The 26,331-nt window shown below is 52.1% G+C and carries 18 protein-coding genes and 1 pseudogene; 5 read left to right on the top strand and 14 right to left on the bottom strand.

The window, feature by feature from the left end; genetic code table 11:
• Together DPV68_RS11280 and DPV68_RS11275 are read left to right on the top strand one after the other, a co-directional pair.
• Nucleotides 1-1,140: an ABC transporter permease gene (locus DPV68_RS11280; protein ID WP_232819615.1), complete on the top strand. Its 1,140-nt coding sequence runs from the start codon at nucleotides 1-3 to the stop codon at nucleotides 1,138-1,140.
• Entirely contained in the window at nucleotides 1,127-2,227 is a 1,101-nt protein-coding gene (locus DPV68_RS11275; protein WP_114166908.1) for an ABC transporter permease, read from the top strand. Before DPV68_RS11280 ends, DPV68_RS11275 begins: the two co-directional genes overlap by 14 nt.
• A 41-nt stretch (nucleotides 2,228-2,268) precedes the next feature.
• Here DPV68_RS11275 and DPV68_RS11270 read toward each other — a convergent pair whose 3' ends face one another.
• Nucleotides 2,269-4,956 carry an HD domain-containing phosphohydrolase gene (locus tag DPV68_RS11270; protein ID WP_232819614.1) on the bottom strand — a complete coding sequence of 896 codons (2,688 nt, stop codon included), beginning with the start codon at nucleotides 4,954-4,956 and terminating at the stop codon, nucleotides 2,269-2,271.
• 201 nt (nucleotides 4,957-5,157) lie between these two features.
• On the opposite strand from DPV68_RS11270, the gene DPV68_RS11265 reads away from it, so the two are divergent.
• The 3 genes from DPV68_RS11265 (at nucleotide 5,158) to DPV68_RS11255 (ending at nucleotide 8,609) form a co-directional block, all read left to right on the top strand.
• Complete coding sequence (locus DPV68_RS11265; protein WP_114166907.1) at nucleotides 5,158-5,466, top strand: PadR family transcriptional regulator; 309 nt, start codon at nucleotides 5,158-5,160, stop codon at nucleotides 5,464-5,466.
• Nucleotides 5,467-5,471: 5 nt separating this feature from the next.
• Nucleotides 5,472-6,656, top strand: coding sequence for a chromate efflux transporter (chrA, locus tag DPV68_RS11260; protein ID WP_114166906.1), 1,185 nt, complete (start codon nucleotides 5,472-5,474; stop codon nucleotides 6,654-6,656).
• A 171-nt stretch (nucleotides 6,657-6,827) separates the two neighbouring features.
• Complete coding sequence (locus DPV68_RS11255) at nucleotides 6,828-8,609, top strand: acyltransferase family protein (RefSeq protein WP_114166905.1); 1,782 nt, start codon at nucleotides 6,828-6,830, stop codon at nucleotides 8,607-8,609.
• Between the two features lie 10 nt (nucleotides 8,610-8,619).
• On the opposite strand, the gene DPV68_RS11250 is transcribed toward DPV68_RS11255, so the two are convergent.
• The 13 genes and pseudogenes from DPV68_RS11250 to DPV68_RS11190 all read right to left on the bottom strand — a co-directional run bounded on the left by DPV68_RS11250 (nucleotide 8,620) and on the right by DPV68_RS11190 (nucleotide 26,297).
• Entirely contained in the window at nucleotides 8,620-9,123 is a 504-nt protein-coding gene (locus tag DPV68_RS11250) for a YdcF family protein (RefSeq protein WP_114166904.1), read from the bottom strand.
• A gap of 145 nt (nucleotides 9,124-9,268) precedes the next feature.
• Nucleotides 9,269-10,462: a glycosyltransferase family 4 protein gene (locus DPV68_RS11245; protein WP_114166903.1), complete on the bottom strand. Its 1,194-nt coding sequence runs from the start codon at nucleotides 10,460-10,462 to the stop codon at nucleotides 9,269-9,271.
• A 14-nt stretch (nucleotides 10,463-10,476) separates the two neighbouring features.
• On the bottom strand, nucleotides 10,477-11,697 hold the full coding sequence (locus DPV68_RS11240) for a DHHW family protein (protein WP_114166902.1): 1,221 nt from the start codon (nucleotides 11,695-11,697) through the stop codon (nucleotides 10,477-10,479).
• 12 nt (nucleotides 11,698-11,709) lie between these two features.
• A complete protein-coding gene (locus tag DPV68_RS11235; protein ID WP_114166901.1) occupies nucleotides 11,710-13,140 on the bottom strand; it encodes an MBOAT family O-acyltransferase in 1,431 nt (476 codons plus the stop codon).
• Nucleotides 13,141-13,181: 41 nt separating this feature from the next.
• Nucleotides 13,182-13,658, bottom strand: coding sequence for a hypothetical protein (locus tag DPV68_RS11230; protein WP_114166900.1), 477 nt, complete (start codon nucleotides 13,656-13,658; stop codon nucleotides 13,182-13,184).
• A gap of 80 nt (nucleotides 13,659-13,738) precedes the next feature.
• Nucleotides 13,739-14,839, bottom strand: coding sequence for a non-hydrolyzing UDP-N-acetylglucosamine 2-epimerase (gene wecB / locus DPV68_RS11225; RefSeq protein ID WP_114166899.1), 1,101 nt, complete (start codon nucleotides 14,837-14,839; stop codon nucleotides 13,739-13,741).
• Between the two features lie 162 nt (nucleotides 14,840-15,001).
• Nucleotides 15,002-15,778, bottom strand: a pseudogene (gene tagH / locus DPV68_RS11220) (teichoic acids export ABC transporter ATP-binding subunit TagH); the annotation flags it as partial.
• A gap of 7 nt (nucleotides 15,779-15,785) precedes the next feature.
• Nucleotides 15,786-16,589, bottom strand: a complete 804-nt coding sequence (locus DPV68_RS11215) for an ABC transporter permease (RefSeq protein ID WP_114166897.1) — start codon at nucleotides 16,587-16,589, stop codon at nucleotides 15,786-15,788.
• Nucleotides 16,590-16,598: 9 nt separating this feature from the next.
• Complete coding sequence (locus tag DPV68_RS11210; RefSeq protein ID WP_114166896.1) at nucleotides 16,599-17,888, bottom strand: nucleotide sugar dehydrogenase; 1,290 nt, start codon at nucleotides 17,886-17,888, stop codon at nucleotides 16,599-16,601.
• Between the two features lie 127 nt (nucleotides 17,889-18,015).
• The gene (locus DPV68_RS11205; protein ID WP_114166895.1) at nucleotides 18,016-20,187 is read right to left on the bottom strand and encodes a glycosyltransferase; all 2,172 of its coding nucleotides are present in this window, start codon (nucleotides 20,185-20,187) and stop codon (nucleotides 18,016-18,018) included.
• The gene (locus DPV68_RS11200) at nucleotides 20,184-23,252 is read right to left on the bottom strand and encodes a CgeB family protein (RefSeq protein ID WP_114166894.1); all 3,069 of its coding nucleotides are present in this window, start codon (nucleotides 23,250-23,252) and stop codon (nucleotides 20,184-20,186) included. The genes DPV68_RS11205 and DPV68_RS11200 overlap by 4 nt, the downstream gene beginning before the upstream one ends.
• Before the next feature lie 69 nt (nucleotides 23,253-23,321).
• The gene (locus DPV68_RS11195) at nucleotides 23,322-23,639 is read right to left on the bottom strand and encodes a hypothetical protein (protein WP_114166893.1); all 318 of its coding nucleotides are present in this window, start codon (nucleotides 23,637-23,639) and stop codon (nucleotides 23,322-23,324) included.
• Between the two features lie 9 nt (nucleotides 23,640-23,648).
• Entirely contained in the window at nucleotides 23,649-26,297 is a 2,649-nt protein-coding gene (locus tag DPV68_RS11190; RefSeq protein WP_114166892.1) for a glycosyltransferase, read from the bottom strand.
• Between the last annotated feature and the right edge of the window lie 34 nt (nucleotides 26,298-26,331).

Here is a 26,331-nt window from a genome sequence, read left to right as displayed (position 1 = left end):
ATGAGACTATGGACGTTCATCAAATACGATGTCAAACAGCAACTGCGCGACCGCTCGACCATCTTTTGGATGCTCATCTTCCCGATCATTCTCATCTTCGGACTTGGGACGATGCTGTCGGCCGTCTTCAATAGCAACTTCTCGCTCCCGGTCACGGACGTCGCCTACGTCGAACAGTCGACGGATAATTATCGGGTGCCGCTCGAAACGTTCCTCGCCGATGACGACATTCAAACATTCATCCATCTCGTCCCGTACGATAGTATCGCCGCTGCCGAGACGGGCGTGAACGATGGCGACGCCGATGTCATCCTTCATTTGGACGGTCCCGACGTCCGTCTGCTATACGAGGAACCGTCGACAATCGAATTCGACGTCATCGAGGCCATCCTCCGGCAGTACACGGACGTCGCCAATCAGCAAATTATGCTCGCCGAAGCAGGCGTCTCCGCCCCGTTTACGCCTGAGACGTTCATCGACAGCGAGAGCGTCGATTTGTCCGGTCGGACCCCGACGTCACTCGAATACTTCACCGTCACGATTTCCATCATGACGGCACTGTTCGGTGCGTTCTACATTACCGGCATGCTCAGCGAGGAGCAGCCGATGACGGGGAGCTATCTCCGCATCCAAGCAGCCCCGGTCAACCGGATCGAGTATCGCCTGGCCCGAAGTCTCAGCCGATACACTCTCATCTTCCTGCAACTCGTGCTCGTGTTCTGGTTCAGCCACTTCGTGTATCGGAGCTTCTCACTCGACTACGTTCACTTCGGTCTGTTGTTCGTCTCTTGGCTCGCCCTCGCGCTTTACGGCACCGCCTTCGGCTTTTTCGTGTCGAGCCTGCCCCGTCTCTCGCGCGCGACGAAAGACGCCATCGTCAACGGGTTCGTCGCCATCATCATGATCCTCTCCGGCGGCTATGTCCCCGGTTTCGATCAAGTGACGCTGAGTGTCGCGCCGTGGGCCCAGTACGTCTTCATGCCGATTTTCATGCGGGAAGGCATGCTCCAGGTGCTTCTGCGCGGTGGAGATACCGCCGTCTTTTGGCAGAGCCTCGGTTGGCTCGCCGTGCATCTGTTCGTGTTCGCCGTCCTCAGTTTATTGCTTTGGAAAGGGGTGAACCGCCGTGGTGCTATTTAGACATGTCGCCAAGCGCATGCTTCGAAAAAAAGGATTGTGGGTGTTCACGTTCGTCTCCGTCTTCGGTTTCGCCTTGATTTTATCGTTCCTCAGCTCGACATCCGCCTTGAACGCCTCGATCGGCATCCTCGACCGCGACGGCGGGACGCTCGCCGGTCGTGTGATTGAAGAGGCGGGACGGTTCGGTTCGGTGACACCACTTGAGACAGATGAGACCGACGAGGCGTTGTTACAAGGACAAGATATCGTCTTAGTGATTCCGGACGGATTCTCCGAGGCGCTCTTGAATGGTGAATCACCGCGGTTATCGTTCAGCGCCACCGAAGGAAGTGACGCCGCCTTGATCGAACAAGCGCTCAACTCACACCTGTCCCGTGAGCGACAGCTACTGATCGCAAGTGAGTTTGACGAAGAGCGTTTCACCGAACTCGCCGAACGCGAGACCGAGACCGGCTATACGCTCTCGAGTGAGCCGTTCCAACAGAGCGTGGCGACGACGGAGCGGACGCAGGCGTTCCTTGGTCTCCTGTCGTTCGTCATGATGTCGGCGTTTCTCCAGTTCATCCCGTTGTTCGTCTCCGACGACCGGGACGAGAAAATCTATTCCCGCCTGTTCGCCGCCCCGGTCACGCCCCGGCGTTACATCGGCTCGTTGTTCGTCTCGTTCTGCGCGGTCGGGCTACTTTACGTGCTCATGCTGCTTGCCTTCAGCGCCGTCCTCTACCGCCAGGATATTCTCACCCACCTGCCCGTTCTCATGCTGTTGTTCGTCGCCTATTTATTCGTCTGCCTCGCCATCGGGTCGCTCATCGCCATCCTCGCGACGAACCGGGAGAAAGCGAACATTTGGCAGACGTCCGTGACGATGGCGGCGGCCATTACCGGCGGTGCCTTCATCAGTCTGACCTGGCTACCTGATACGCTCCAAGTCGTCGGTCGCTTTTTGCCGACGTATTGGTTCAATTACGGGGTCGCCCGAATGTATGAGGGACGCTCCCCGATGCAGTCCGTCCTCATCCTGCTCGGGATGGCGCTCGCCGTCTTCCTTATTAGCGCCTGGACGCTGAAGAAACGTCTCCTCACGTGAAAAGGGGAGCCGCGATGGCTCCCCTTTTTCGTTTGATTCGATTAACGTTGCAAGGTGGGTACGACCTTCTCGAAGAACACGTCGACGAGTTCGGGGTCGAACTGACGGCCCGCCTCTTCGGCGATGACGGCGAGCGCCTCGTCAAGTGTCTTCGCCTCTCGGTAAGGACGTCCCGTCATCATGACGTCGAACGTGTCCGCAATCGAGATGATGCGAGACGCGAGCGGGATTTGCTCGCCGCTCACCCCTTTCGGATAGCCGTTTCCGTCCCATCGTTCATGATGGGCGAGCACGATTTCGGATAGCGGCCCGTACTCCGGCACCGTGCTCAAGATGTTGTAGCTCACTTCGGGATGACGTTTGATTTCACGCCATTCGGACTCGGTCAACGCCTCGGTCTTGTCTAAAATATCGTTGCTGATCGCGACCTTGCCGATATCATGCAGTGTCGCGGCCGTGACGAGTTCGTTCACGTCGGCGCTCGTCAAGTTCATCGCCTGTCCGAGTTGTCGCGATAGTTCGGCGACTCGTTGCGAGTGCGCTTCCTCACGCGGGATCTTCTCGTAGAGCGTCCGCATGATGAGCTGAATCGAATGGTGGCGCCGGCTCTGTTTCTCGGACACTTTATGATGATACATCCGGTCCTCGGCCAAGTTGAACACTTCCATGATTGACAGCGAGTCATCCTCTTTCACGGCTTCACCGAACGACGCCGAGATTGGCAATCCTTCAATCGATTTGGCGAGGAACAGTTGGCTCAAGTGATCGGACAAGCGCTTCGCCTCTTCAAGTTCCGTGTTCGGCATGATGATGACAAATTCATCCCCACCGATGCGGGCGACCGTGTCCTTCCCGCGAATCTCTCGTTTGAGCGTCATCGTCGCCTCGATCAATAAGCGGTCCCCGACAAGGTGACCGAACGCATCGTTCGTCAGCTTCAATCCGTTGACGTCGACGACAATCAAGGCGAGCGGATAATAGGAGGGCTCGTCATAGGTGATGAGCGCTTCATCGAAATAGCGACGATTCTTCATGCCCGTCAACTGGTCATGGTAACTTAAGTATTCGATTTCCATCTCATACTTTTTCTTCTCGGTCACGTCACCGATATAACCGTGCCAGAGCACATGTCCTTCCCCGAGTTTCTCTGGACGGGACGAGCCTAACATCCATGCCGTCCGCCCGTCCGGCATTACGACGCGGAACTCCGCATCCCAAATCGTCAGGTTCTCATATGACGTCTCGATACTTGCCATCACGTTCGGATAGTCCTCCGGATGAATTTTCGTGAAGACGAGCGTCGAATCTTGTTTCATCTCCTCGAACGTGATCCCCGTCAACTCTTCAAACCCTCGGCTATAAAATGGAAACCGGAAGCTACCGTCCGGACGGCGCTCGAACTGATAGATGGCACCGGGTACTTGATCCGATAGTTTCGTGAGCAACCGGTCCCGCTCGGCGAGTTCTTCTTCGAGTTGGACCCGTTCGGTCACATCTTTGGCGACCGCATAAATATAGTTGCCTTGCGCTTTTGAGTGCCACTCGATTGAGCGATAGTCTCCGTCGATCGTCCGGTACCGGTTGACGAAACGAAAGATATCGTGCCCATTCTCGAGCAACATGAACGCTTCAGTCGTCTTCTCGACGTCATCGGGATGGACGAGACTTGTGATGTTCATGTTCTCGAGTTCTTCGAGCGGGAATCCGAGCACGCGTTCCCACGCCTCGTTCAAATGAAAAATCTCACGTTTTGAGAGGGACATGATGCACTCTAAATCGACCGTCGCAAACCCTTCGAACATCGATTCTTTCGTGTCACCGATTTGCCGGTTCGCTTTCGTCATTTGTTCAAGGATATGGACGATATACAATTCAACGAGACCGAGGCGGTTTGCTTGCTTCTTCCCTTCCATGATAATCGTCAAATCGCCATAAAAGACGCCATCTTTCTCAATTTTGAACAAGACGATTTGACCAAGGTTGAAGATCCGCAATATATTTTTTTTGATTAGCCGCTTCGGCAACACCCCGTCGACGAGCGGGTAAATGTCATCGAACACGATTGGGCTCGGGGCTTCCAGTAATTTCGATCGCTTTGGGCTCATCGGCCATTTGCGACCGACCGGATGGAATCCGAGGACATCGAGACTGCGTTCAAGCAGTTCGTCGATGCCTGAGAACGCCACGGTCGAATACGTCTTCTTGTCTTCTTCGACTAAACTGAGCGCAACGGCTTTGGCACCGGTGAAACCACGGATTTGGTCGAGAAACTGTTGATTCATCAACAGTTCACGTCCGGTCGTAATAAAACTATGCGACACGTTGACGAGTTGTTTCAATGCATTGTTCTCTTGGACGTACGGTGTGATGTCATGGAACATCGTCGACACGTAACCCGGTCGTTCACTGAAGACGGACAGCTCGTACCAGGCCTTGTTCCGACGTGAGAAATGTTCGAACGTGATGGCTTCCCCGCTCTCGACGGTACGGGCGACCTGGACGATCCATTCCTGTTCGCTATATTCAAAGTCTTTTAACTTGTCCGTGATGCGTCCCCCAAGAAAATGTTCACGCTTCGCTTTCATGATGCGTTCGAACGCCTCGTTCACCGCATGGAACTCATAATCGACGGGCTCCCCCGCCTCGTCGTAGAGCACTTTAAATTCGACGTAGCCTTGGGGCATATGGCGCAACAAGGATTGAAGCTTTGTCTGGTCTAAGTCTGCCACGTCGGTTCCTCCTCTGTTTCCTTTTACGTTTCAGTTTACCTCATTTTTTATAAATTCCCTATATTTTCCGCATCAATTCTTGGCAATGTGCGCACATTGAGTTTTTGTAAAAGACACGTCACGGGTTGCATATGCTTTTAAGAATTGTTAGCATGATTACGAAAACCGATATCGAAAACCGATTCCAAGGAGGTGATGAACGTGGAAGACCGCGTCCTGCGGAAACTATTTCTCGGCTTCATCCAGATCCATATCTTGCACCATGCGTCCGAGCACCCGGTGTACGGGGCGTGGATGGTCGAGGAGCTACAGGAGCATGGCTATTCGATCAGCGCCGGTACGCTCTATCCGATTTTACACACGATGGAGCAAGATGGTCTGCTCGTCCGGACGAACGTGCTCGTCGACGGTCATATCCGGAAGAATTACACGACGACCGAAAAAGGCCTCGTCGTCTTGGCAGAAGCCCGTCAAAAAGCATATGAGTTATTCAAAGAGATCAAGGAGTGAAGCACATGGCTAAACAACGCGTAACGTTCAAGACGTTACTTGAGATTTTATTCGTATCGACCCGGCTCGGCCTGACCTCGTTCGGCGGTCCGGTCGCCCACCTCGGGTATTTCCACGAGGAATATGTGCGTCGCCGTAAATGGATGGACGAGCGTGCGTATGCCGACCTCGTCGCCCTTTGTCAATTCTTGCCCGGTCCGGCAAGTAGTCAGGTCGGGATTGGCATCGGCATCGTCCGCGGTGGCATTCTCGGCGGAATCACTTCGTTCATCGGGTTTACATCCCCGTCTGTCATCGCCCTCATCTTATTCGCCCTATTCGTTTCAGGCCTCGATGTCTCGGACGCCGGTTGGCTCTATGGCTTGAAAATCGTCGCCGTCGCCATCGTCGCCCATGCTATTCTCGGGATGGCCGGTAAGTTGACGCCGGACGCGAAGACACGAACGATTGCGTTCTTCGCACTCGCCGGAGTGCTGTTGTGGCAGACGACGTATAGCCAAGTGCTCGTCATCTTGCTCGCAGGACTTGCTGGATTCCTGCTGTTCAAACCGCAGAATCTCGACGTCAAATCGGCCTCATTCCCGCTGTCAAAACGACTTGGGGCCACACTACTCGGCCTGTTCGGTGCGCTTCTCGTCATCTTGCCGATTTTACGGGAGACGATCGAGAGTCAATCGGTCGCCATGTTTGACAGTTTCTATCGCGCCGGGGCCCTCGTCTTCGGCGGCGGCCATGTCGTTTTGCCGCTCCTTGAGCGCGAACTCGTCCCGGCCGGTTTCCTGAGTGAAGAGGCGTTCCTTGCCGGTTATGGGGCCGCCCAAGCCGTACCTGGCCCGCTCTTCACGTTCGCGTCGTACCTCGGGACCGTCATCAATGGCGTTCCGGGCGGACTGCTCGCCACGGTCGCCATCTTCTTGCCGGCGTTCCTGTTGATTCTCGGTGCCTTGCCGTTTTGGGATGCACTCCGTCGCAACCCGAAAGTCGCGGGCGCGCTCATCGGTGTCAACGCTGCCGTCGTCGGAATTTTGATCGCCGCGTTCTATCAGCCGATCTTCACGAGCACGGTGAACGGTGCGGTCGACTTCGTCTTCGCTGCTTTCTTGTTCGCCATGATCGCGTATTGGAAGATGCCGCCTTGGGCGCTCGTCATCGTCGGGGTCATCGGTGGGATGGTAATTGGTATGTTGTAAATTTACAAGGGACCTCGTGTCCCTTTTTTTGTTCCTGTTTTCAGCCACTCCTCTAAACCAAATGTTAATCATTTGAAACTTTTTCCAGTCCGTCGCTCGCTATACTAAAGGATATATTCCTTACAAAAAAGGGAAACGTGAGATACGGATTGAAGAAAGGAAGTGGGGGGCATGAATCCCTTGCACCAGAAGGCGACGTATATGCCAGGCCTTGACGGCTTGCGCACGTTTGCCGTTTTTGTCGTCATTCTGTTTCATTTGAATACCCCGTACATATCTGCAGGCTTTCTCGGCGTCGACGTCTTTTTCGTCTTGTCTGGTTATTTGATTACCGGCATCCTGCTACGCGAACACTCGATTCGCGGCCGAATCGACTTGACACGTTTTTACATCGCCCGGTTCCGTCGCTTGTTGCCTGCTCTCGTCTTCATGCTATCGGTCGTCATGGCGTACGTCACGTTGTTCGAGCGTGAACTGCTCGATACAGTATGGCAAGATACGCTCGCCGCGCTCACTTATGTGAACAACTGGTGGTACATCTTCCATGACGTCTCCTATTTTGAGCGTTTTGGCAAACCGTCGCCGCTACAAAACTTATGGTCGCTCTCCATCGAAGAACAATTCTATCTCGTCTGGCCGCTCCTCTTGCTACTTGGACTGACGATGAAGAAACGTTTCCTTCAGTTCAGCGGCATCGTTTTGCTCGCCTCATGCGTCTGGATGGCAATCCGCTTCACGCCAGGAGTCGACCCGAGCCGTGTCTACTATGGTACCGATACCTGCCTGTTCGCCCTCCTCATCGGGGCGTTGCTTGCGTTCGGTTGGCGTCCGGAAGCGTTCAAGCGCGAGATCCCAATCCTCGGTCTCCGGATTTTGAATATCGGTGGTACCTTAGCATTCCTTACGCTCATCACGATTATGATGACGGCCAAAGCCTATGATGCATTTCTATATTATGGTGGCTTCTTGCTCGTCGCTGTGGCATCCGGCATATTGATTGCTGCGACGGCTCATCCGGCGACGGTATGGTCCCGACTGTTCGGAAGCAAACGGCTTCGTTTGATTGGGACACGGACGTACGGCATTTATTTGTGGCATTATCCGGTCATCATCTTGACGACACCGCTCGAGCAAATCGGTTCATTCAACGGTCTCCTCGCGCTCGGCCAAGTCGCATTGACACTGGTCATCGCAGAGACGTCTTATCGTTATATTGAGACACCGATTCGCCGTGACGGGTTCCGCGTCACACTACGCAGACTCATGCCGACCCGTCGAACGCAACCGGCTAGATTGGCGGCGGTGACGATGGCGACGGCGCTTTCACTCGTCCTCATCGGAAACTTGACGATTCTCGCCTTCACCGAGACGACCGAGCCGACGGCCATCCCGGTCGTCCAAGCACCGCAGCCGAACAACCAAAAACCGGCGGAAGTGACGCCTGAACGTCCTGTCGAGTCTTGTCCACCGGCACTCGCGATTGGCGACTCGGTCCTGCTCGGGTTGAACGAGTATCTCGGCACTGCCTTCCCGAACATGAAAATCGACGCCGAACTCGGCCGCCAAGTCAGTGACGCGCAAGATGTCGCAACAACATACCGCGACTATGACGCTCCCGGTCACGTCGTCTTTTTTCACCTCGGGACGAACGGTGCCTTCAAGATGGAACAGCTCGATTCGTTGATCGCCATGTTTGAGTCGGCCGACCACGTGTACGTCATCAACACACGCGTCCCCCGTCCGTGGGAACGCGAGGTGAACGAGAAGCTCAAACGGGCAAGCGAGTTGCATGATGATGTCACGCTCATCGACTGGCACAAGGCGTCTTCCGGGCACGCCGACTATTTCGAGAGCGACGGTGTCCATTTGAACATCGATGGCGCCGAGGCGTTCGGCAACCTGTTGTCAGAAGAGATTGGCTGTCACAAGGAACAAGGACTTAGCAACCGCTAAGTCCTTGTTTTCATGGCCGCCACTTCCAGCGCATATAATGTATGAACAGCTTGATGTAGGCGAGCTGTTCACGAATGATGTACTTCACTCTCACCGCGTTCGGTGTCGGCGCATAGAGCGCGTCCGTCTCTAAACCGAAGTAGAGACGACCGACAAGTCGAGCCCGTCTGACGTGAAAGTCGTTCGTCACGATGGTGAGCCCTGTCTCGCCCGCCCATATATCGCGGCTATACAAAAAGTTCTCGATCGTCGACGTCGAGTCGGCTTCCACATGAATCCGCTCCGGGGCGACGCCACAGGTCATCAATTCCCGGGCAATGACTCGAGCTTCGGCCATGCCTTCATCCGGTCCTTGTCCGCCTGAGGCGATGAACATGACGTGCGGATGTTGATGCGCATATGTAGCCGCCACGTCGATTCGATGACGTAGCGCCGGAGAAGGATGAATCCCGTTTACTTTGGCACCTAGGATGAGGACGTAGCGATACGTGCCGTTTGCTTGATGTCGTCGCATAGCGTTCACCTCTTCTCCATCATATCATTCACTCGTATGAGTCTCTCCATTTTTTGATTGACGTTCCATCACTTCACATCCGTACCTATGAATTTAGCTTAAACTAAAAAAGTGTCACGCTCCGAAATCGGAAACGTGACACTAATCATAGATGACGTTGTTCTTTCAGCTTCTTCTCACGAGCTGCTAGACGTCGAGCCAATAATTCATTAGCCCGATGAAGATTTAGTTGTTCATATCGTGCAATTACATAATCGACCGGTAATGGATAATTCTTTTCCATAACGAGTTTTTCAAGAAGATGTACTAAGCTTTTTTGAATATCTTCATCTTGGTACCGCTGACCCAATGAGGCGCTAAACTCTGCAAGTTCTTCTCGGTAAGACAAGTCAAAAAGTTTTAAGATGGCTTCTCCAACCATTCCAGATTGATAAGAGGCGCGCCTCGTACCGATGCCACCATAGTTCGTGGCTTCGGCCGCTTGCCAAGAGTCTTTCGTGATTAGACCATGATAGCCCTTACTACCGATTGCGAGCGTCGGCCGTCCAAGTGCCAAGCTCTCAATGGCAGCACGACTCGGGGCGACGACGAAGTCTGATTGGCGCATCCAATCAATGACATCCTCAGACTCTTGCCAACCGACCCAGTGAATCGTCTGGTTTGTCCCGTCAAGTATCTCGTTAAAACGCGACTCATACTTGTCACGTTGCGTTCCAGACCCGATAAATGTCCAATCAATCGCGGCATTGGTTAACCGATCATCGCTAATCCCGTCTAATAACACATCTAATGGGAACACCATATCCGCATCCATCCGAGACACATACACAGCCTGAAGTCGGTCACTTGGCTTCGGCAAAGGGGTCGGTGTATAACGCCTATCAACTCCGTTCATGAGCACGGTCGTTCTTTTTTCGATACCGGGACATTGCTCGTACAAAAACTCGGCGATTGACTGCGACACTGCAATCACATGACTCGTCTGATTCGCATAATACGCTAAATCATCATCATACATTCCATGAATGACGAGTACGAACGGAATCTGTTGAATTTCCGCAATCGCAAGACCGATTTGTCTCGAGTCGAACGGATGAGCGTACACGATGTCGAACGGACAGAGTGCTAAATCCTGCAACAATCGATGCACATCGTGTGATGTAAAATCGGTTGTTGCGACGTTCGCACCTAACTTTTGCGCTTTCTCAGCGAACGGTCCCGGCTTACAGACGATTGTGACCTCGTGCCCGTTGTCCACTATATAACGGGTCGTCGCTAGCACGTGATGATGCAAGCCGCCCATCGGTGCGTGAAAAAACACGGGGATGAAGATATGCATTAGCTCACGTCCCTTCACAAGTTCTCTTGATACGTCGAACCTAGTCCCGAGATACGATCGTTATGAAGGAAGAGCACCCCGTCAACATCGTTCGCTTTCGCATACTCTGTAATATCAATCGGATAATCCTCAAAGTAACGGACGTCGAGCGCCGTCACTTGACCAAACGACTCACCGAGATATCCCAGCACCGGGTTGGCGTATGAGTCTTTCAAGACGAGCAGATGGTAATCGTTGTCTGGATCCTCCTGGGTGATCGTCACCTGGGCGTAGTTGTCACCCATGAACAAGTTGTAATAGTTCGTAAAGTCAGTCGTGTTATTCAAGACATCACGATCTAACACTTCATGCCCGCAATCGTCGCCGTTACGACATACCGTCGTCGAAAAACCGTCTTTCGGTTCAAGGTACGTGAATGTATCGGGCTCTTCGACGTAGGAAATTGAAATTTCACGCGCGCTCGACCCGTAGAACGGGCCGTCGACGGTTTTCGTCTCCATGTCGTTCATGCTGAGCGCATCGGCGTCCGGAAACGCTTCTCCGAGATCACGCATAATTTGTTCATATGCTTTGAACGCCCCTTCAGCCCGCCAATGGTGGTCGGTCATGAAGTAAATATCGCCTCCTTCGTATTCACCGAGCCGCTCCTCAAGATCAAATAGTGGGATGTCCGCTTCCTCAATCCGCTGATGAAGCTCGTCCCGATTGGCCGCATCCACGCTCTCTACGTATGGAGGGAACAAGTCTCTCCGCGTCGCATAGACCGGCTTACTCGGTGCCGAGGCGAAGTAGACCGGAATGTCCGCTTCGTCCATCTCACCTTTCAACTCTTTCAAAAACACGCCGAAACTCGAGTATTCACTCGGATTCGTCTCCGGCGACAAGAGCATCCCGCCGACATTGATGACCCCATTGTTCATCGCTTGCCGCAGGACGTTACGTTGAAACCACGCTTGGCTCTCCATCCAAAAATCACGTTGAAACACTTGATCGTTCGCTGATGCTTCAAACGTCTCCATATATGTCCCGTTTAAAAAAGAAGATGGGGAGAAAGTTGGTCGTTGTTCAAGCGAGCGCCCTTCAATATCAGACGTCGCCTCTTCAGTGCCGAAAGCAAAAACGGCTAGCCCATAAAACAATATACCGATAAAGCTGAATAAGATGATACTGTTTGTCACCCAGGACAGCTTTCGTTTTTTCTCATGTTTAAGTTCAGTAGACGACAAACGTTTCATGTGCACCCCTCCTTAGAACCGGAAATAGATAAACGGATTGAACGTGCTCGAGACGACGTAGGAAATCGACACGGCAAAAATAAATAAGATGTACGTTGCTCGCGCCAATCCAGCGCCCATCGCAAGCACTGTCCGCTCGCTGTCCGTTTCGTGACGCAAGAAGTACGAGACAGCGTACTTTGGAAGTGGTGTCGCCGCAATCATCGCAATGACGAGCACGACGCCGTATTGAACGAGATAAAAGTATGCCGTCTGATCGAACAATTCGCCGCCATGAAGCCCGAACATGACTTGAAGATAACCGAGCGCATACTCGAAGTTATCGGCACGGAAGAATACCCAACCGACGACGACGATGAACAACGTGAGCGTCCGGGCAAGCCAGGTCGGCCACGCGGCGAGCCAGCGACCGAGAAACGCTCGTTCGAGCATGATGAAAATCCCGTAATAGAGACCCCAGGCGATGAACGTCCAACTCGCTCCGTGCCATACCCCGGTCAACAGCCAAACGATCGTCAAGTTGCGATACGTCATCAAACTGCCTTTCCGGTTCCCGCCGAGCGGAATGTAGACGTAATCTCGGAACCAGCTACCGAGCGAGATGTGCCACCGGCGCCAAAACTCAGACACGGATGTCGAGATGTACGGATAGTTGAAGTTCTCTAAGAAGTGGAAGCCAAACATCCGCCCGAGTCCGATCGCCATATCAGAATAACCCGAGAAATCAAAGTAAATTTGAAGAGAATAGGCGATGATTCCAATCCAAGCGAGAGTCGTCGACAACTCCCCTGGCGGTTGCGAGAACACTTGATCGGCAACATAGCCGGCACTATTCGCAAGAATCATCTTTTTCCCCAACCCGATGACGAAACGTTGAATCCCCGAGACGAAATCATCAATCGTCTCCCGACGCTCGACAATCTCGTCGGCGACCGTCTGGTAACGGACAATCGGACCCGCAATCAACTGCGGGAAAAACGAGACATAGAGTGCCAAGTCAAATATATTTCGTTGCAGACGGCCGTCTTGACGATAGACGTCGATGACGTAACTCATCGCTTGGAACGTGAAGAATGAAATCCCGAGCGGAAGCGGGATCTCTGGGTCATTCAACGAAAAGCCAAAAATCGTGTTGACGTTCTCGACGAAGAAACTCGCGTACTTGAACACGCCGAGCATGGCGAGGTTACCCACGACCATCGCTCCCATCGTCCACTTCAATTGTTTCTCTTGATGACGATACTTGTCAACGAGCAAACCGAAGACATAGTTCATCAAAATCGAAGCGAGCATAATCAGGACAAAACGCGGCTCACCCCAGGCATAGAAGAACAGACTTGCGACGAGCAGCAACGTGTTCTTGATGACACGCGGTGAGATAAAGTACAACAACAAAACAACTGGTAAGAAGTAAAATAAAAAAACCGTGGAACTAAATAGCATCCTGTTTGTTCCTTTCTCCCTGAAAAATCGACGTGTCTAACTTAAGAGAACTTGACGTATAAGTCGTCTAGACGAATCGTGACCGGTTCTAGCGTTTCAACCACGTATTTGTAAGACATCTTAAAATATTTCGCACCCTCGACTTGTTTCACAGTCTCGCTCACTTGATTCATCCCCGGTTCAAGCGTTAAACGAAACCGTTTGTTAGACAGACGCTCCTCATCCCCGTATTGCATAAAGTATAGCTCAAGCGCAATGCTTCTATTCCCTTCCACGAAAATCTGTGTCTGAATCCCAATTTCTTCCCCTGTTTCAATCTTGGCGTCCGTCAAAAAAATCTTCGACGGTGGAATCTCGAACTTTAAATCGAACAATTGAACGTAAATCGAGTCCGTGTCGGCCTTCGGAAGAAAGGTGACTTCAGTTTTATATCCTTCCTCACGCATGGAGAGATGGTCTTTGTGTGGCCCACGCGGATAATAATGATAAATCGCTGGACGAATACGTTTCGTTGACATAGTATAGTTCCTCCAAATATTGAGATGATATAGAAAAGAGTTGCTGTGCGGGGCACAAGACAACTCCAAACTCAATTCATTCAGTTAGCAAGGATGGCATCGACGATTCGACGTGATGCTTCACCGTCGCCATAAGGGTTTGATGCTTTTGACATCTTCTCATATGCAGTCTGATCCGAAAGCAATTCGTCCGCAAGTGAGTAAATGACTTCTTCATCGACTCCAGCCAACTTGAGCGTACCAGCAGCCACACCCTCCGGACGCTCCGTCGTGTCTCGCAAGACGAGAACAGGGACGCCGAGTGAAGGCGCTTCTTCTTGTACACCACCTGAATCGGTCAAAATTAAATGTGAAGCCGAAGCGTAGTTGTGGAAATCGAATACGTCGAGCGGTTCAATCAAATGGACGCGATCGATGTCATGTAAGATCTCATTCGCGAGTTCACGGACGACCGGGTTCATGTGAACCGGGTAGACGACTTCGATATCCTCGTATTTTTCAATCAAGCGGCGGACGGCACGGAACATGTTTCGCATCGGCTCGCCAAGGTTCTCGCGGCGGTGTGCCGTCAAGAGGACGAGGCGTCGGCCTTGTGAGCGGATCGAGTCAAGCAACTCGTTGGCGTAGTCGTCGCGTACCGTCGTTTTGAGGGCATCGATGGCCGTGTTTCCTGTGACGAAAATCGTGTCGACGTTCTTGCCTTCACGCAAGAGGTTGTCTTTCGACGTCTCTGTCGGCGCAAAGTGCAAGTCAGCCATGACACCCGTCAACTGACGGTTCATCTCTTCTGGGAACGGCGAGTATTTGTTATACGTCCGCAGACCTGCTTCGACGTGACCGACAGCGACCTGATTGTAAAACGCTGCGAGCGAAGCCGCGAACGTTGTCGTCGTGTCACCGTGAACGAGCACGATATCCGGCTTCGTCTCGGCGATGACTTCCCCCATCCCTTTTAGGACGCGTGACGTCACATCGTACAACGTCTGCTTGTCTTTCATGATATCGAGGTCGTAGTCCGGTTTAATCTCGAACAGTTCGAGCACTTGGTCAAGCATTTGACGATGTTGCGCCGTGACGACGACGATTGGTTCGACGCCTTCCCGCTTCTTCAATTCCAATACGAGCGGTGCCATCTTGATGGCTTCCGGTCTCGTCCCAAATACAGTCATTACTTTTTTCATAGGTCGTTTTTGCACGGTCCTCAAGCGGACGTGCTTCCTCCTCTCAGATTCACCTCGTCAGCTCGACATCGAGACTGCTTGATGATTCTTCAACACTTCTTCAGAATGGGCTGGCAAGATGTACGTCTCTCCAAGCTCGGTCGCATCGACAACAGTCGTTCGGCGTTTCAGCTTGTCCGCTTTAAAACTGTCCTGCTGCTCTTTTGACAAGCTACGGAACCATTTCAGGAACTTATTATATTCACTGAGCACTTCGTTGACCGGTCCATATTCGCGTACTTCACCAAACTCAAGCCAAAGACCGAGCGAACAAAATTGACGGACTTGCGAGACCGAGTGGCTGATGAAGAAAATCGTCTTCCCTTGCTTTTTGAACTCATTCATCTTGGCCAAACATTTGTCGGCAAACGTCTGATCACCGACTGACAGCGCCTCATCGATGACGAGGATATCCGGATTGACGTTAATCGAGATGGCAAAGCCAAGACGTGACTTCATCCCACTCGAGTATGTTTTGACCGGTTGCGTGATAAAGTCGCCAATGTCAGCAAACTCGATGATTGCCGGTGTCAAATCGATAATCTCTTGTTTCGTCATTCCAAGCATGAGCCCTTTTAACTCAATATTCTCAAGTCCCGTCAAGTTGCCGTTCAAGCCAGAAGAAATGGCAATCAAAGCCGTCTTGCCGTGCAACTCGATTTTGCCGTGGGTCGGCGGCATCACATCAGCGAGTAAATTCGACATCGTCGACTTTCCTGACCCGTTGATGCCGATAATCCCGACGACTTCACCGGGCGGTACTTCGAACGTGACGTTGCGGAGTGCATAGAATTGTTTCCCGGTCGCTTTGCTGAAGAAGATTTCTTTCAACTTATCAATCGGTTTATTGTATAACGTATATCGTTTCGAGACATTTTCAAACTTAACTTGGTACATAATGTCCTCCTCAAATGTAATCGATGAAATGTCGACGGAAACGTAAGTGAATCATCGACCCGACGAAGAAGAGAACGATGACGATGGCCCAATAGTAGAGTCCGTAAGCCCAGTTATTCACTAACCAGTCAGACCCTAGGAACATCGATCGGTATCCTTCAACCAAGTAGTAGAGCGGGTTGATTTGAAGGATATTCGCGAGATTCGCCGGCGGCACCCAAAAAATTGGTGTCAAGTACATGAGCATCCGCATCATCGATTGCAGTAGGTTCTGCAAGTCGCGAACAATTGTCGTGAGCGCGGACGTAATGAGCGCCAGAGAGTAAAGTAGCGCAAGTGCACTGATTGCCAAATAAATAAACCAGAGCGAATGCAGTCCCATCGGATATCCAAACGCCCACATGAGAATAAATGACACGCCTACTAACGCTACGTGACGATAGAATAGCGCGAGTAGGACATAGGCAGGAATCGTCGAGATTGGGAAGCTCATTTTGGAGACCATACCGATCTTTGAATAGACCGAACGAGCCGTCGAGGTGATGGCCGAGGCGATAAAGAACCAAACGACAATCCCGGCGACGAGCCATGGCAGAAACGGCACGCCATCAATCGGCCTGCCGCTTCGAATACCAAATCCAAATACGAACCAGTAAACTCCAATCTGCAATAATGGTGTGACGAACTCCCATAAAAATCCGAGATACTGCATCGAGTTGTTACTTCTCGTCTCATACGTCGCGAGACGGAAAATCAAGTACATGCTCGATTTCAGCTCTGTAAAGATAGCTTTCGCGGATTTAAACATGTTCATTCACCAGAATCAAAGAACGAGATTCGTTTCCTTTGTGTATTTATAAAGATTTCCGTAGTTCACGACCGTCACATCTTCACCAGCCGGTTTCACGATGTTGCGTGTATCGAAAATCATCGGACGACGCATTGTCGAGTTGAGTTCTGCGAAGTCGAGTGTTTTAAATTCGTTGTGATCGACAAGGACGAGCACGAGATCCGCATCTTCAAGAGCTTCTTCTTTTGACACGAGGTCAAAACGACTTGATGTCGATTTTTCAACATGGCTATCATGGACAGAGATGTTGACGCCACGGTCAAGCAAGATTTCACAGATGTCGACTGCCGGACTTTCACGCATGTCGTCAACGTTTCCTTTATACGTTACGCCGAAGACAGCTACTTTCGGCGCTTCGATACCGTCCGTCAACTTCTGGACGTTGTCTGCGACATAAGCAGGCATTGAGACGTTCGTCTCACGTGACAAGTTGATGATCTTCGCGAGGTCTGGTGACTTCGCGACGATGAAGTACGGGTCGACGGCCAGACAATGTCCACCGACACCTGGACCCGGGCTATGCAGGTTGACACGCGGGTGTTTGTTCGCCATTTCGATGACGTCGAGCACGTTGATGTCTAGGTCGTTACAAACTTTTGCGAGTTCGTTCGCGAGCGCGATGTTGACGTCGCGGAATGTGTTTTCCATCAATTTAGACATCTCAGCCGTCTTCGCATCCGTCTTGACGATTTCGCCTTCGACGAACGTACCGTAGACACGAGCACCTGCTTCGGCACACTCTGATGTAATGCCACCGACGATGCGGTTGTTATGAACGAGTTCATGCAAGATTTGACCTGGCAAGACGCGCTCTGGGCAGTGAACGAGGAAGATGTCTTCGCCGACGACGAATCCAGCTTCTTCGACAATCGGCTTCACGAAGTCGTCCATCGTACGTGGCGCAATTGTCGACTCGACGATGATGACGTTACCTTTTTCAACGAACGGCAACACTTTGCGTGTCGCATCCAACACGTATGTGAGATCACAAGATTTATGCTCGTCATCGTTGTTCGGTGTTGGTACCGCGATGATGAAAGCGTCCGCTTTCTCTGGTGTGAGTGATGCACGGAACTTGCCTTTAGCGACGACATCCGCCACCATTTCGCCAAGACCTGGCTCTTCGATGTGGATTTCGCCACGGTTCAATTTATCAACGACGTGTTGCGAGATATCAACGCCGACGACGTCGACGCCGTAGTTGGCGAATACGGCTGAAGTCGGTAATCCAATATATCCAAGACCTACTGTACATACTTTCATTGTGTAGTAACCTCCAAATGTTTCTGATGCTTTTCTGTTGAAGCGCATGCCCATCAGTTTAGTTCATATTCGATAATAAAACAATACTCATTATACTCTTGAACAAATCAGGGACGCAATTACATTTTCATGACAATGTCGTCGACGATTCTCCGATGACGATCCGTTCTAACTTTGGAAACAGTTGTTCAATGGCAAAGTGCTTCAACGCATACTGTTGGTACGCCGCTGCATCCTCCATCAAACGCGACGGTTGATTTTTATATGACAGAATCGTGTCGACCACATCAAGCGGCTCCTCGACGAGCAGTTCGTCTGGATAAATCGTCTCGCTACCCGTCCAATGCCGAATGAGCGGATAGGTACCTGACGCCATGCCTTCGGCCGGTGACAAGTGGAAACTTTCAAGATCGCTCACCGACAAGATGAATCCAATCTTTTGCAACCACTCGTCAACGTCGCTGCCGTGGCCGTCAAAATGAACATGGCCTTTGAGCGGCGCTTGCTCGATCCGGGCGAGGAACGCCTCGTAATACGTTCGTTCTTCTTCCCGTTTCGCAATCCAATAAACCTCGCTCGGATGATGGCCTTTGAAAAACAAGTGATAACGGTCGTCCTGCGCGAGCAACTTCTCTAACACGTCGAGGGCGAGGTCGGGCCGTTTCAGTTTTGGATTAATCCCGATCATGCCGAGGTGGAACGGTAACGCGTCTGTCTGTTTCGGCTTTTGCAGCTTCGCTCCATCGACCGCATTATAAATCATCGTCATTTTGTGCCGCGGGATGTGGAACAGACGAGACATCTCTTCAAGCATGTACGGCGAGACGAGAATGATTCGGTCGATATTGTCGAGATTGTATTCGTTCGGGAACGGCGTCTCTTTCTCTTGCCGATGGATCCGGACGATGAGGCGCTGATGCGGCAGCTTATGGTTCGAATACCAGACGGCGTTGCCGAGCCCCCACTCACAGAAGATGATGTCCGCCTCGGCGAGACACGCCTTACTATGATTGACGTCGTGAATCTTATGTCCTTCCCACTCGTCGACGAGGACGCGATAGTCCGGGTTCTGTTCGAAGCGATCCATGAACATGCGGATGAACTTCAAGTCGTGTCCCGCGAACAAAATCGTCGTCGGCCGCATCTCCCAAATCGCATCGCGCAAGCGCGCATACGTGTTCGAGAACGTATAGTACTTCGCCATATTATAGAGGCGTGTCGCCGCATCGCGGTAAATCGCCGGATGGGTGAAGGCAAGTTCGACTTTGTCGACGAACTCGTCTTCCGAGTTGACGAACAGCGGGTAACTCGTGCCGAGGAGTGATTCGTGCATCGGGTTGCGGTTCAACAGCACCGGCTTGCCGAGTGCGCCGTATTCGAGCAACTTCGTCGACAGTTCGAGACTCGCATCAAGTTCAGGGTGACGCCACGAGAGACCGAGATCGCTCGAGGCGATCAACGTCTCGACATCTGCGCGCGGGATGCCTTTCAACCAGTCGATGCCTTCGTCGTGTTGCAGCCGCGCCGTCACTTCTTTGCGGAAGTTCGGGTTGTTCGGGTCTTGATTGAACTTATCACCGGCGACTTTCAGCTCGACGTCCGGCATGCGCACGCGCAACCGTTTAAAGGCGTCGAGAATCTCTGCCGAATACCAGAGCGGGGCGAACTTGCCTGTGTAGACGAGACGCTTCTGCTGGCGTTTGAACGATGGCTCCTCATCGCGCATGTTCGAAATCATTGGATTAAGGATGAGGAACGGTCGCGGCGTCTCAAGGAACGTCTCGAAGTATTGCTTCATCTCGGCCGTCTGGCAGAGCATCCGGGCCGACAGCCCGGCAATCTGTTTGAGCCGGGCGAGCTCTTCTTGCGACGCCTCGGACTGGTCGTGCGTGAAGTCCGTGATATACGTCCACGTCTTCTTCATCGTCTCTTCATACGACGTGAGCTCATACGCGAGCTGGAAGCCGCGAATGAACGCCATATCGTAATGATGCGTCTGGACGAGCTCATGGATGAGCTGGGCCGCCTCGTCCGGCTGCAAGACTTTCTTCTCATAGTACGGCTCATCTTGTTTTTCTGAGTCTATCGTGAAGACATCGATGAAGCGGACGCGGTCTAGCTGTTTGATCGAGGCCGTCACTTCCGGTTTGACGATCGAGCGCTTCAACAAGACGTCGACCTCGATATGCGGGTCTTGGTTCAACATATGGACGACCGATGTCAACCAGATGGCCGAACCGTCAATCAAGTTCAAGTTGACGTCCCCATATACTAAAATCCGAAGCTTTTGCTCGTTCATCGTGTTACCTCCTGTCGAGACGCCTCATCAATCGAGACGCCGCCTTTCACATATTGATATGGGTCGATGCTAAAGATGCGTTTGCCTGAACGCGCGAGGTCACGTAAACTCGCGTCGGCCTCGAAGCGATGGAGCGCCGCCTCGACCGTGTCGAAACGAAGCGCTGCCGGGTTAATCATCGAACGCGACGGCGTCGCATCGAAGACGTAGCGGAACGACTCGTCGTAATCATGTTTTTGCAGCGTTCCTTCATATGAATAATAGTCGGCTTTCGTCAAAATGTCGGCGTCCGCGTAACGGGCCGCGAGCAAATAGTCGGCCAAGTAGTGAGGACCGTAATAGTCGGCCGGGTCAAGGTGGGCGACCCAGTCGAACGTGTCCAAGATTTCCGTTAGCGACGTATAGTGATCAAGGTAGCTGCGCATGTACGTCGAGATCGACTCGGTGTTATACGTGTTATAGACGTCGATATAGTCTTCAAACTTGTCGAGGAAAATGAGCAGTTTTTTATGCGCATACTTTTGAGCCTCGAACTGTTTCACGACTTGCTCCGCTTCTTGTTTAGAGCGGACGAACGCCAAGACGGCGACGTTAGGGTTGTCGACACGGTACGGGATACCGACGTCTTGAGCGATTTTTGCAAGACGTTGCGTGTACGTGTGATACGTCAGCACGTGGCGCATCCCGCCGATGGCGACGTCTTCATAGAACGCCTCGTCAGTCATGAGACGGCGGAACGTCTCGTCTAAATCCGACTCGCCGTCGTCAAGGAAGACGTAATCGCCGAGCATCGCCTCGACGCCGACCGAGCGCGTGCTGACGACCGGCGTCGCGCAAGCGAGCCCTTCGAACACGCGGCGCGAGAACATCGTCGGTGAATCATTGACCGAGTTGACGTTCAACATGACTTTAAAGCCTTTGTACGCTTTCGCGATTTGGTTGTACTTCAAGCTGCCGCGAATCGAGTGGCGGAATTGTTCAGGGAACTGAAGCTGGTCACTTTCTCCCCGTTGATTGATCGCATAGTTGCGGTCATAGATGACGAGCCCATACTTATCGGCCGCCGCGAACAGGCGGTCCATGTCGGCTTTACGCGACTCGTGACGGTTGGCGTAATACGAACCGGCAAAACTTGCGTACGGTTCACGCGCCCCCGGCAAACGAATCGGATTGTGTTCTTTCGGCTGAGCCGCGAACGGCAAGGCGTCGACACGGTCATGACCGCAGTCACGCTTGTAGTCCTCAACACGGTTCAGGTCGGTCGTATAGACGTAATCGAACCGTTTCGCCGTCTCGATGAAGCGGTCGTAATGAATCGGATCTTCTTTATTCCAAAACACGGTCGGAATGTTTTGAACGCGGCACCAAGCGAGCAAGGCATCCAACTCTTCCCACGTGTTCGTCCCGTATTTGACAATCTTTTTCTCCCACGCCCCGCGGTTGCCTTTCCATGCCGATTCGACGATCAAGACGTCCGGCTGTTCATCGAGCAACGTCGACTTCCAGTTATCCGGCGTGAACGTGATGAGCTGGCATTCCGGCTCATACGATGCCATCGTGAACTCATCGAAAATGGCCGCGACTTTCAACTCGTGGAGCTCGCGCGGTTTCGGCGCGAAGAAACGAGCCTCACGCACGTCTTTGAAGTCCGGATGTTCCGTTCCGTCGCTGACGAGTTCTTCTGCGATACGAATCCGGTCGACCCGAGCCTCGCCTTTGCCGTCAACGCGGAGGGCGAAGCGCAAGAAACGAATCGAACGGTCGAAGTAGAATACTTTCTCACTGCCAATCTGTACTTGTTGCATGATTTGGCGCTCGGTCGCGGAATAGGCAACGAGATAAAGGACAACATTCGTCCCCTCGCTCGCTTCGCCGTCGACCGTGACCCGGTAGCGGGAATTTGGTTTCACTTCATACGGGAACTCGGTCGGAAGTTTCGTGAAACTGTTGTTCATTTCCGCATACGAAATATAGCGGCGCTTGTCGTCCTCACCCTTCAAGTCGATCACGAGTTGGTTATTTCGTGCTTTTAGCTTGATTACGTCTGGTGCCGGAATTGTCCACATCGTCGGTTTGAGCGAGAGAATGTCTTCTTTGCGGACGCTCTTCTCTCGAATCATCCCAAGATGCATGTCCCGTAGTTGACCTTGACCGCTCACTCGCACGAAATAACGAATCGAGCGGTGCGAGGGGGCAATACGAACGATGCCGCTCAAGCCGAGTGGAACCTCGATAAGGCGGTCGCGTCCAGCTTGCGTATACGTCGCGATGAACAGCGACGCATTCGCCGTCCCGTCCGCCTCTCCTTTAAAGTAGAAACGGTACAGATCGTCGTCCATGTCCCCGGCTGAAAAATCGATGCCGCGCTCCGTATTGACGTGCGGTAACGCCGACTCGCCGACGCCGTAATGGGCGTACTGGTTCCCGGCCGCGTCGAGCACGAGCACTCCGTTCTCGAAACGGGCGATCTCACGCTCAGGTGTCATCGATTGGAGCGTCTCTTCCGTGAGCGGGCGCACGAAATCGAACGATTCGAGCGCGACGTTCGCTGCAAGCCCTTCCCCTTGCCAAATCGGAGCATGACCAAGTCGAATGTCGATGATGCTGAAAGCGCCTTTGCCAGTGACTTCAAGGTGGGCTCGTAAAATCTGTTCGCCTATACCGAGCACGACTTCTTCCCTGTCGCCTTCATGCAAAGTAATCAGTCGTTTTCGACCGCCTTTCCGGTACACTTCGAGATGAAGGACAGGAGAAAGACTGTCGCGTTGTTTGACGCGGAACGAGGCCATAAACGACTTCGTCCCTTCACCTAGTAACTTCTCAATCGCGACGACGTCGCTTTTTCCGTCAGGACGATACGTCAATATGACAGTCTCGTCGCTTGCGAAAACGAAGTCTGTCCCTTCCGTATGGACGTGAGGAGAGCGCGTATACCAATTCGGTGCGACTTCACGCCATGCCTGTCCTGTTTGTTGAGTCGTCTTCTTGAGCACTTTTCGCCCGAGACGTTTTGACCGTTGCACCCCTAAATAGGCGGCGCGACGTGCTTTTTTCTGCCAATCCATCTGATGTCCTCCGTGTATACCGATTTAACTGCGAAACGAAGTGACATCAATTGCCACTTCGCTCACCGTTTATTTTTTAATTCGTTTTGCTATGGCCTGTACTTTTAAGATGGCTTTTCCAGCCTTTGAGTGTACGAGACGATCATACCGATGATTCAATGCGTCGTACTTCTTCGATCCTTCTTCAATTGTCCGGTCTTTTTGTTCAAATGATGTAACGAGCCATTCGAACGTATATAACAACTCTCCATACTTTTGGACAAGACGGCGGTATTTCTGACGTAACATTCGCTCGTCGTGCTTGAGACGGCGAATCTCTTGCTGTTGTTGCTCAAGCCGTTGCTTTAACAAACCAACCTCTTTTGCAAACTCGTTCTCGTTGTTCATACCGTCACCTCACAAATACGCGTCAAAGTAGAGACGCTTTAATTCAGATTGTTGACCTGCTTCATATAATTCCACGAACTGTTTGACGAGCGGACGCGTCAATTCAATCGGTCGGTATTGTTCAATGATCGTATATAGTTTTTTCACGTTATCGTTGAAATCTTCCGGGCGGCTACGGCGCAAGAACACCAAATACCACATCTCGAAGAAGTATTCGAAACGTGAGTCGCGGTACGCGTCGAGGACACCTTCACGGGCGAACGCTTTCGCCCGGGCCGTCTCCCGGATGACACACTTGTCGAAATATTTCTTCGTGATCGTATTCACCGTCGAACCGGCGACCGCCGCGTAATAGTCGTGAATCGTCAAGTCGACGAGTGCGACGCGCTCTGCTCGTAAGAACATCTCTTGGAAGAAGAGCGAATCTTGTCCGACCGCACCGATGACTTGCGCCAACTTGTTCGTTTCGAGGAACGACTTGCGGATGACCATCGTCTGAATGCTTTGGACTTTAAAGTTATGTTCGAGCAAATAAGCCCGCGGGTCATCGAGAATTTTTACGCTGTCCGGCTCTAAGTCGTTCAGTTCGATCATCGCTTCACGTGCGGCAAGCTTCAACATGCTGCCGACGGCGAGGTCGAGTGAATCGTCTTCCATGATGCGGAACAGTTCGGCGTAGCCATCATTGACCGCCTCATTGTCCGGATCGAGGAAAGCGATGAACGGTGTCGTCGCGAGTTCGACGCCTTTGTTGCGCGGACGTGAAGCGCTGCCGCTACCGCCATCGTTGAAAGCGTATGTGTAGACGTTCGGGTACTTGCGGACGAGACGTTCGATATAACTCGCCGTCTCGCTATCCGTCGACCCGTCGTCGACAAGCCAAATCTCCATATCGTCAAACATCGAGCTGCGGCGCAGACTCGAGAAACACTTGTTGTACAAGTAGCGTCCGTTATTGTAAATCGGAACAATCATCGAGAGTTTGTATTCGCCCGGCGCGTTTGCGACCACTTCGTCCACCCCGTCCAACCGTTCAAATCGGTCGATGACGTAACCGTTTCCTGACAACGTCTCTTTTCCTGTCAAGTGGTCGATTGAAACGTCCGCCGCCTTAAAGACGGTGAGTGCGACGTCTGTGTAGCGCTCGACGAAGTCGTGCTCAACTTGTCCGCCGTCCGGTTTCGTCACGAACGAGACATCCGTATATTTAAAGGCGTTGATTAAATCTTCCACATAATAGTCGAGATACGTATGACGGCTGTCAAACACCGTCACGTAATCGACACCATCCATATCCGCTTCCGTCATATCTGATTCGGCTACAAATCGTTTATATGGATACGACTGGCGTTCAAATTGTGGTTTTAGTTTCTCTACATCTCCACGTCCGATGACGAGGATGTGACGACGGAACGTTTTGTCAATCCCTAGCGCAAACAACATCTCGCTGAATCGATCATACATCGTATGGTTCGAGAAGATGTTACGGACCCCTAACAATTGATGCTCATACCGCTCTTCCCTAGACTGGAACATCTCAAGGATTCCTTTGGCATCAAGAGCGCTCGTAGCGATAAAGGCGTTAGGAAAGTCATTGTTAACAGCCACATTATAGTTCGTAATGACAAGATTACCGCGGGCTTGTGCCTCGTAAATCGGTGTTGCACTCATCGTCGGACTACCTTTTATTTCATTGATATGCAAAATCCAATCACTCGCGCGCTTCAACTGCTCTGCTTCCTGTTCATCGGCCAGTACAAGGGCGTCATGCAATGCTTTTGGCGCTTCCGACAAGAACGCCTCATGACGCTCTCGTAAGACGAGGAGCGGTTTATTGGCGGCGCGAACGCCTTCAGCGAGCATCGTCAAATCGTTCATGAAACGATGGACCGGGAATGCATTCGTGACGAGCGCCATCTCGTGTCGTCCTGCGTACATACCGATCGGATTGAAGCGAAGCGGATCGATTCCGGGACGGATGACGAAGACCCGATCGTGTCCGGTTTCTTCCATATAGTCGCTCACCCGCTCTTCATTCGCTGTGAAGATATAATCCGCCTGCGAAGCAAGAGATGAGAAACGGTCGTAGTGGTTCGTATCGAGTGTCGTCTCAAACACGACGCGCACTTCTTTTCGTCGTGCCTGAAGAATTAATTTCTCCAACCAATAGCGCGAATGTGACAGCGGCGTACCCATCTGGTGGAAAGTTGTCGTCTCTTCCTCGTCGAGTGCGGCCGAGATTAACAAGAAATCAAGCTTTGTCGTCTCGGTGATCGCTAAAAAGTCCGAGACGTTCTCAAACACATACGTATGGCAGAGATGTTCTAGTTCGTGCGCTCGTTTGACCGGACCGACGAAGGCAACATGGACGTCTGTCTTGTCATAGTAGCCGCTCCCGTTCGATTCGACGACGGCCGGGAGTTCACGTGGCAAGCGATTTTTGGCTGCTGCTACTTCCGCCTCAAGCACTTTCAATTGTTTGTCCCGCACCTCGTCATCAAGATGAGGCTGCTGGGCTTTTTTCGTAAGAGGCGGCAAGTCATCAATGAGGACGAGCTCGTCACCGGTGATTCTGTCATTCCCTTTGATTCGTTCTTTCTCATCTTTTAACCACTTAATGTGTGCTTGCACATCACGTAGCGTCGTTTTCACATCCATGCGTTTGCTCCACCTTTTTCAATTAGTCGTTCTT

The organism is Exiguobacterium sp. TNDT2 (genome assembly GCF_003331145.1).
Lineage (GTDB): Bacteria > Bacillota > Bacilli > Exiguobacteriales > Exiguobacteriaceae > Exiguobacterium.
This window is presented reverse-complemented; position numbering and strand designations above follow the sequence as displayed.

Bases quoted from the DNA above. Each gene is read 5' to 3' on its own strand.
- DPV68_RS11210 (WP_114166896.1), bottom strand. From the start codon at position 17,888: ATGAAAGTATGTACAGTAGGTCTTGGATATATTGGATTACCGACTTCA.
- chrA (WP_114166906.1), top strand. From the start codon at position 5,472: ATGGCTAAACAACGCGTAACGTTCAAGACGTTACTTGAGATTTTATTC.
- DPV68_RS11215 (WP_114166897.1), bottom strand. From the start codon at position 16,589: ATGAACATGTTTAAATCCGCGAAAGCTATCTTTACAGAGCTGAAATCG.
- DPV68_RS11205 (WP_114166895.1), bottom strand. From the start codon at position 20,187: ATGAACGAGCAAAAGCTTCGGATTTTAGTATATGGGGACGTCAACTTG.
- DPV68_RS11190 (WP_114166892.1), bottom strand. From the start codon at position 26,297: ATGGATGTGAAAACGACGCTACGTGATGTGCAAGCACACATTAAGTGG.
- DPV68_RS11240 (WP_114166902.1), bottom strand. From the start codon at position 11,697: ATGAAACGTTTGTCGTCTACTGAACTTAAACATGAGAAAAAACGAAAG.
- DPV68_RS11280 (WP_232819615.1), top strand. From the start codon at position 1: ATGAGACTATGGACGTTCATCAAATACGATGTCAAACAGCAACTGCGC.
- DPV68_RS11200 (WP_114166894.1), bottom strand. From the start codon at position 23,252: ATGGATTGGCAGAAAAAAGCACGTCGCGCCGCCTATTTAGGGGTGCAA.
- DPV68_RS11250 (WP_114166904.1), bottom strand. From the start codon at position 9,123: ATGCGACGACATCAAGCAAACGGCACGTATCGCTACGTCCTCATCCTA.
- DPV68_RS11235 (WP_114166901.1), bottom strand. From the start codon at position 13,140: ATGCTATTTAGTTCCACGGTTTTTTTATTTTACTTCTTACCAGTTGTT.
- DPV68_RS11245 (WP_114166903.1), bottom strand. From the start codon at position 10,462: ATGCATATCTTCATCCCCGTGTTTTTTCACGCACCGATGGGCGGCTTG.
- DPV68_RS11195 (WP_114166893.1), bottom strand. From the start codon at position 23,639: ATGAACAACGAGAACGAGTTTGCAAAAGAGGTTGGTTTGTTAAAGCAA.
- wecB (WP_114166899.1), bottom strand. From the start codon at position 14,839: ATGAAAAAAGTAATGACTGTATTTGGGACGAGACCGGAAGCCATCAAG.
- DPV68_RS11255 (WP_114166905.1), top strand. From the start codon at position 6,828: ATGAATCCCTTGCACCAGAAGGCGACGTATATGCCAGGCCTTGACGGC.
- DPV68_RS11230 (WP_114166900.1), bottom strand. From the start codon at position 13,658: ATGTCAACGAAACGTATTCGTCCAGCGATTTATCATTATTATCCGCGT.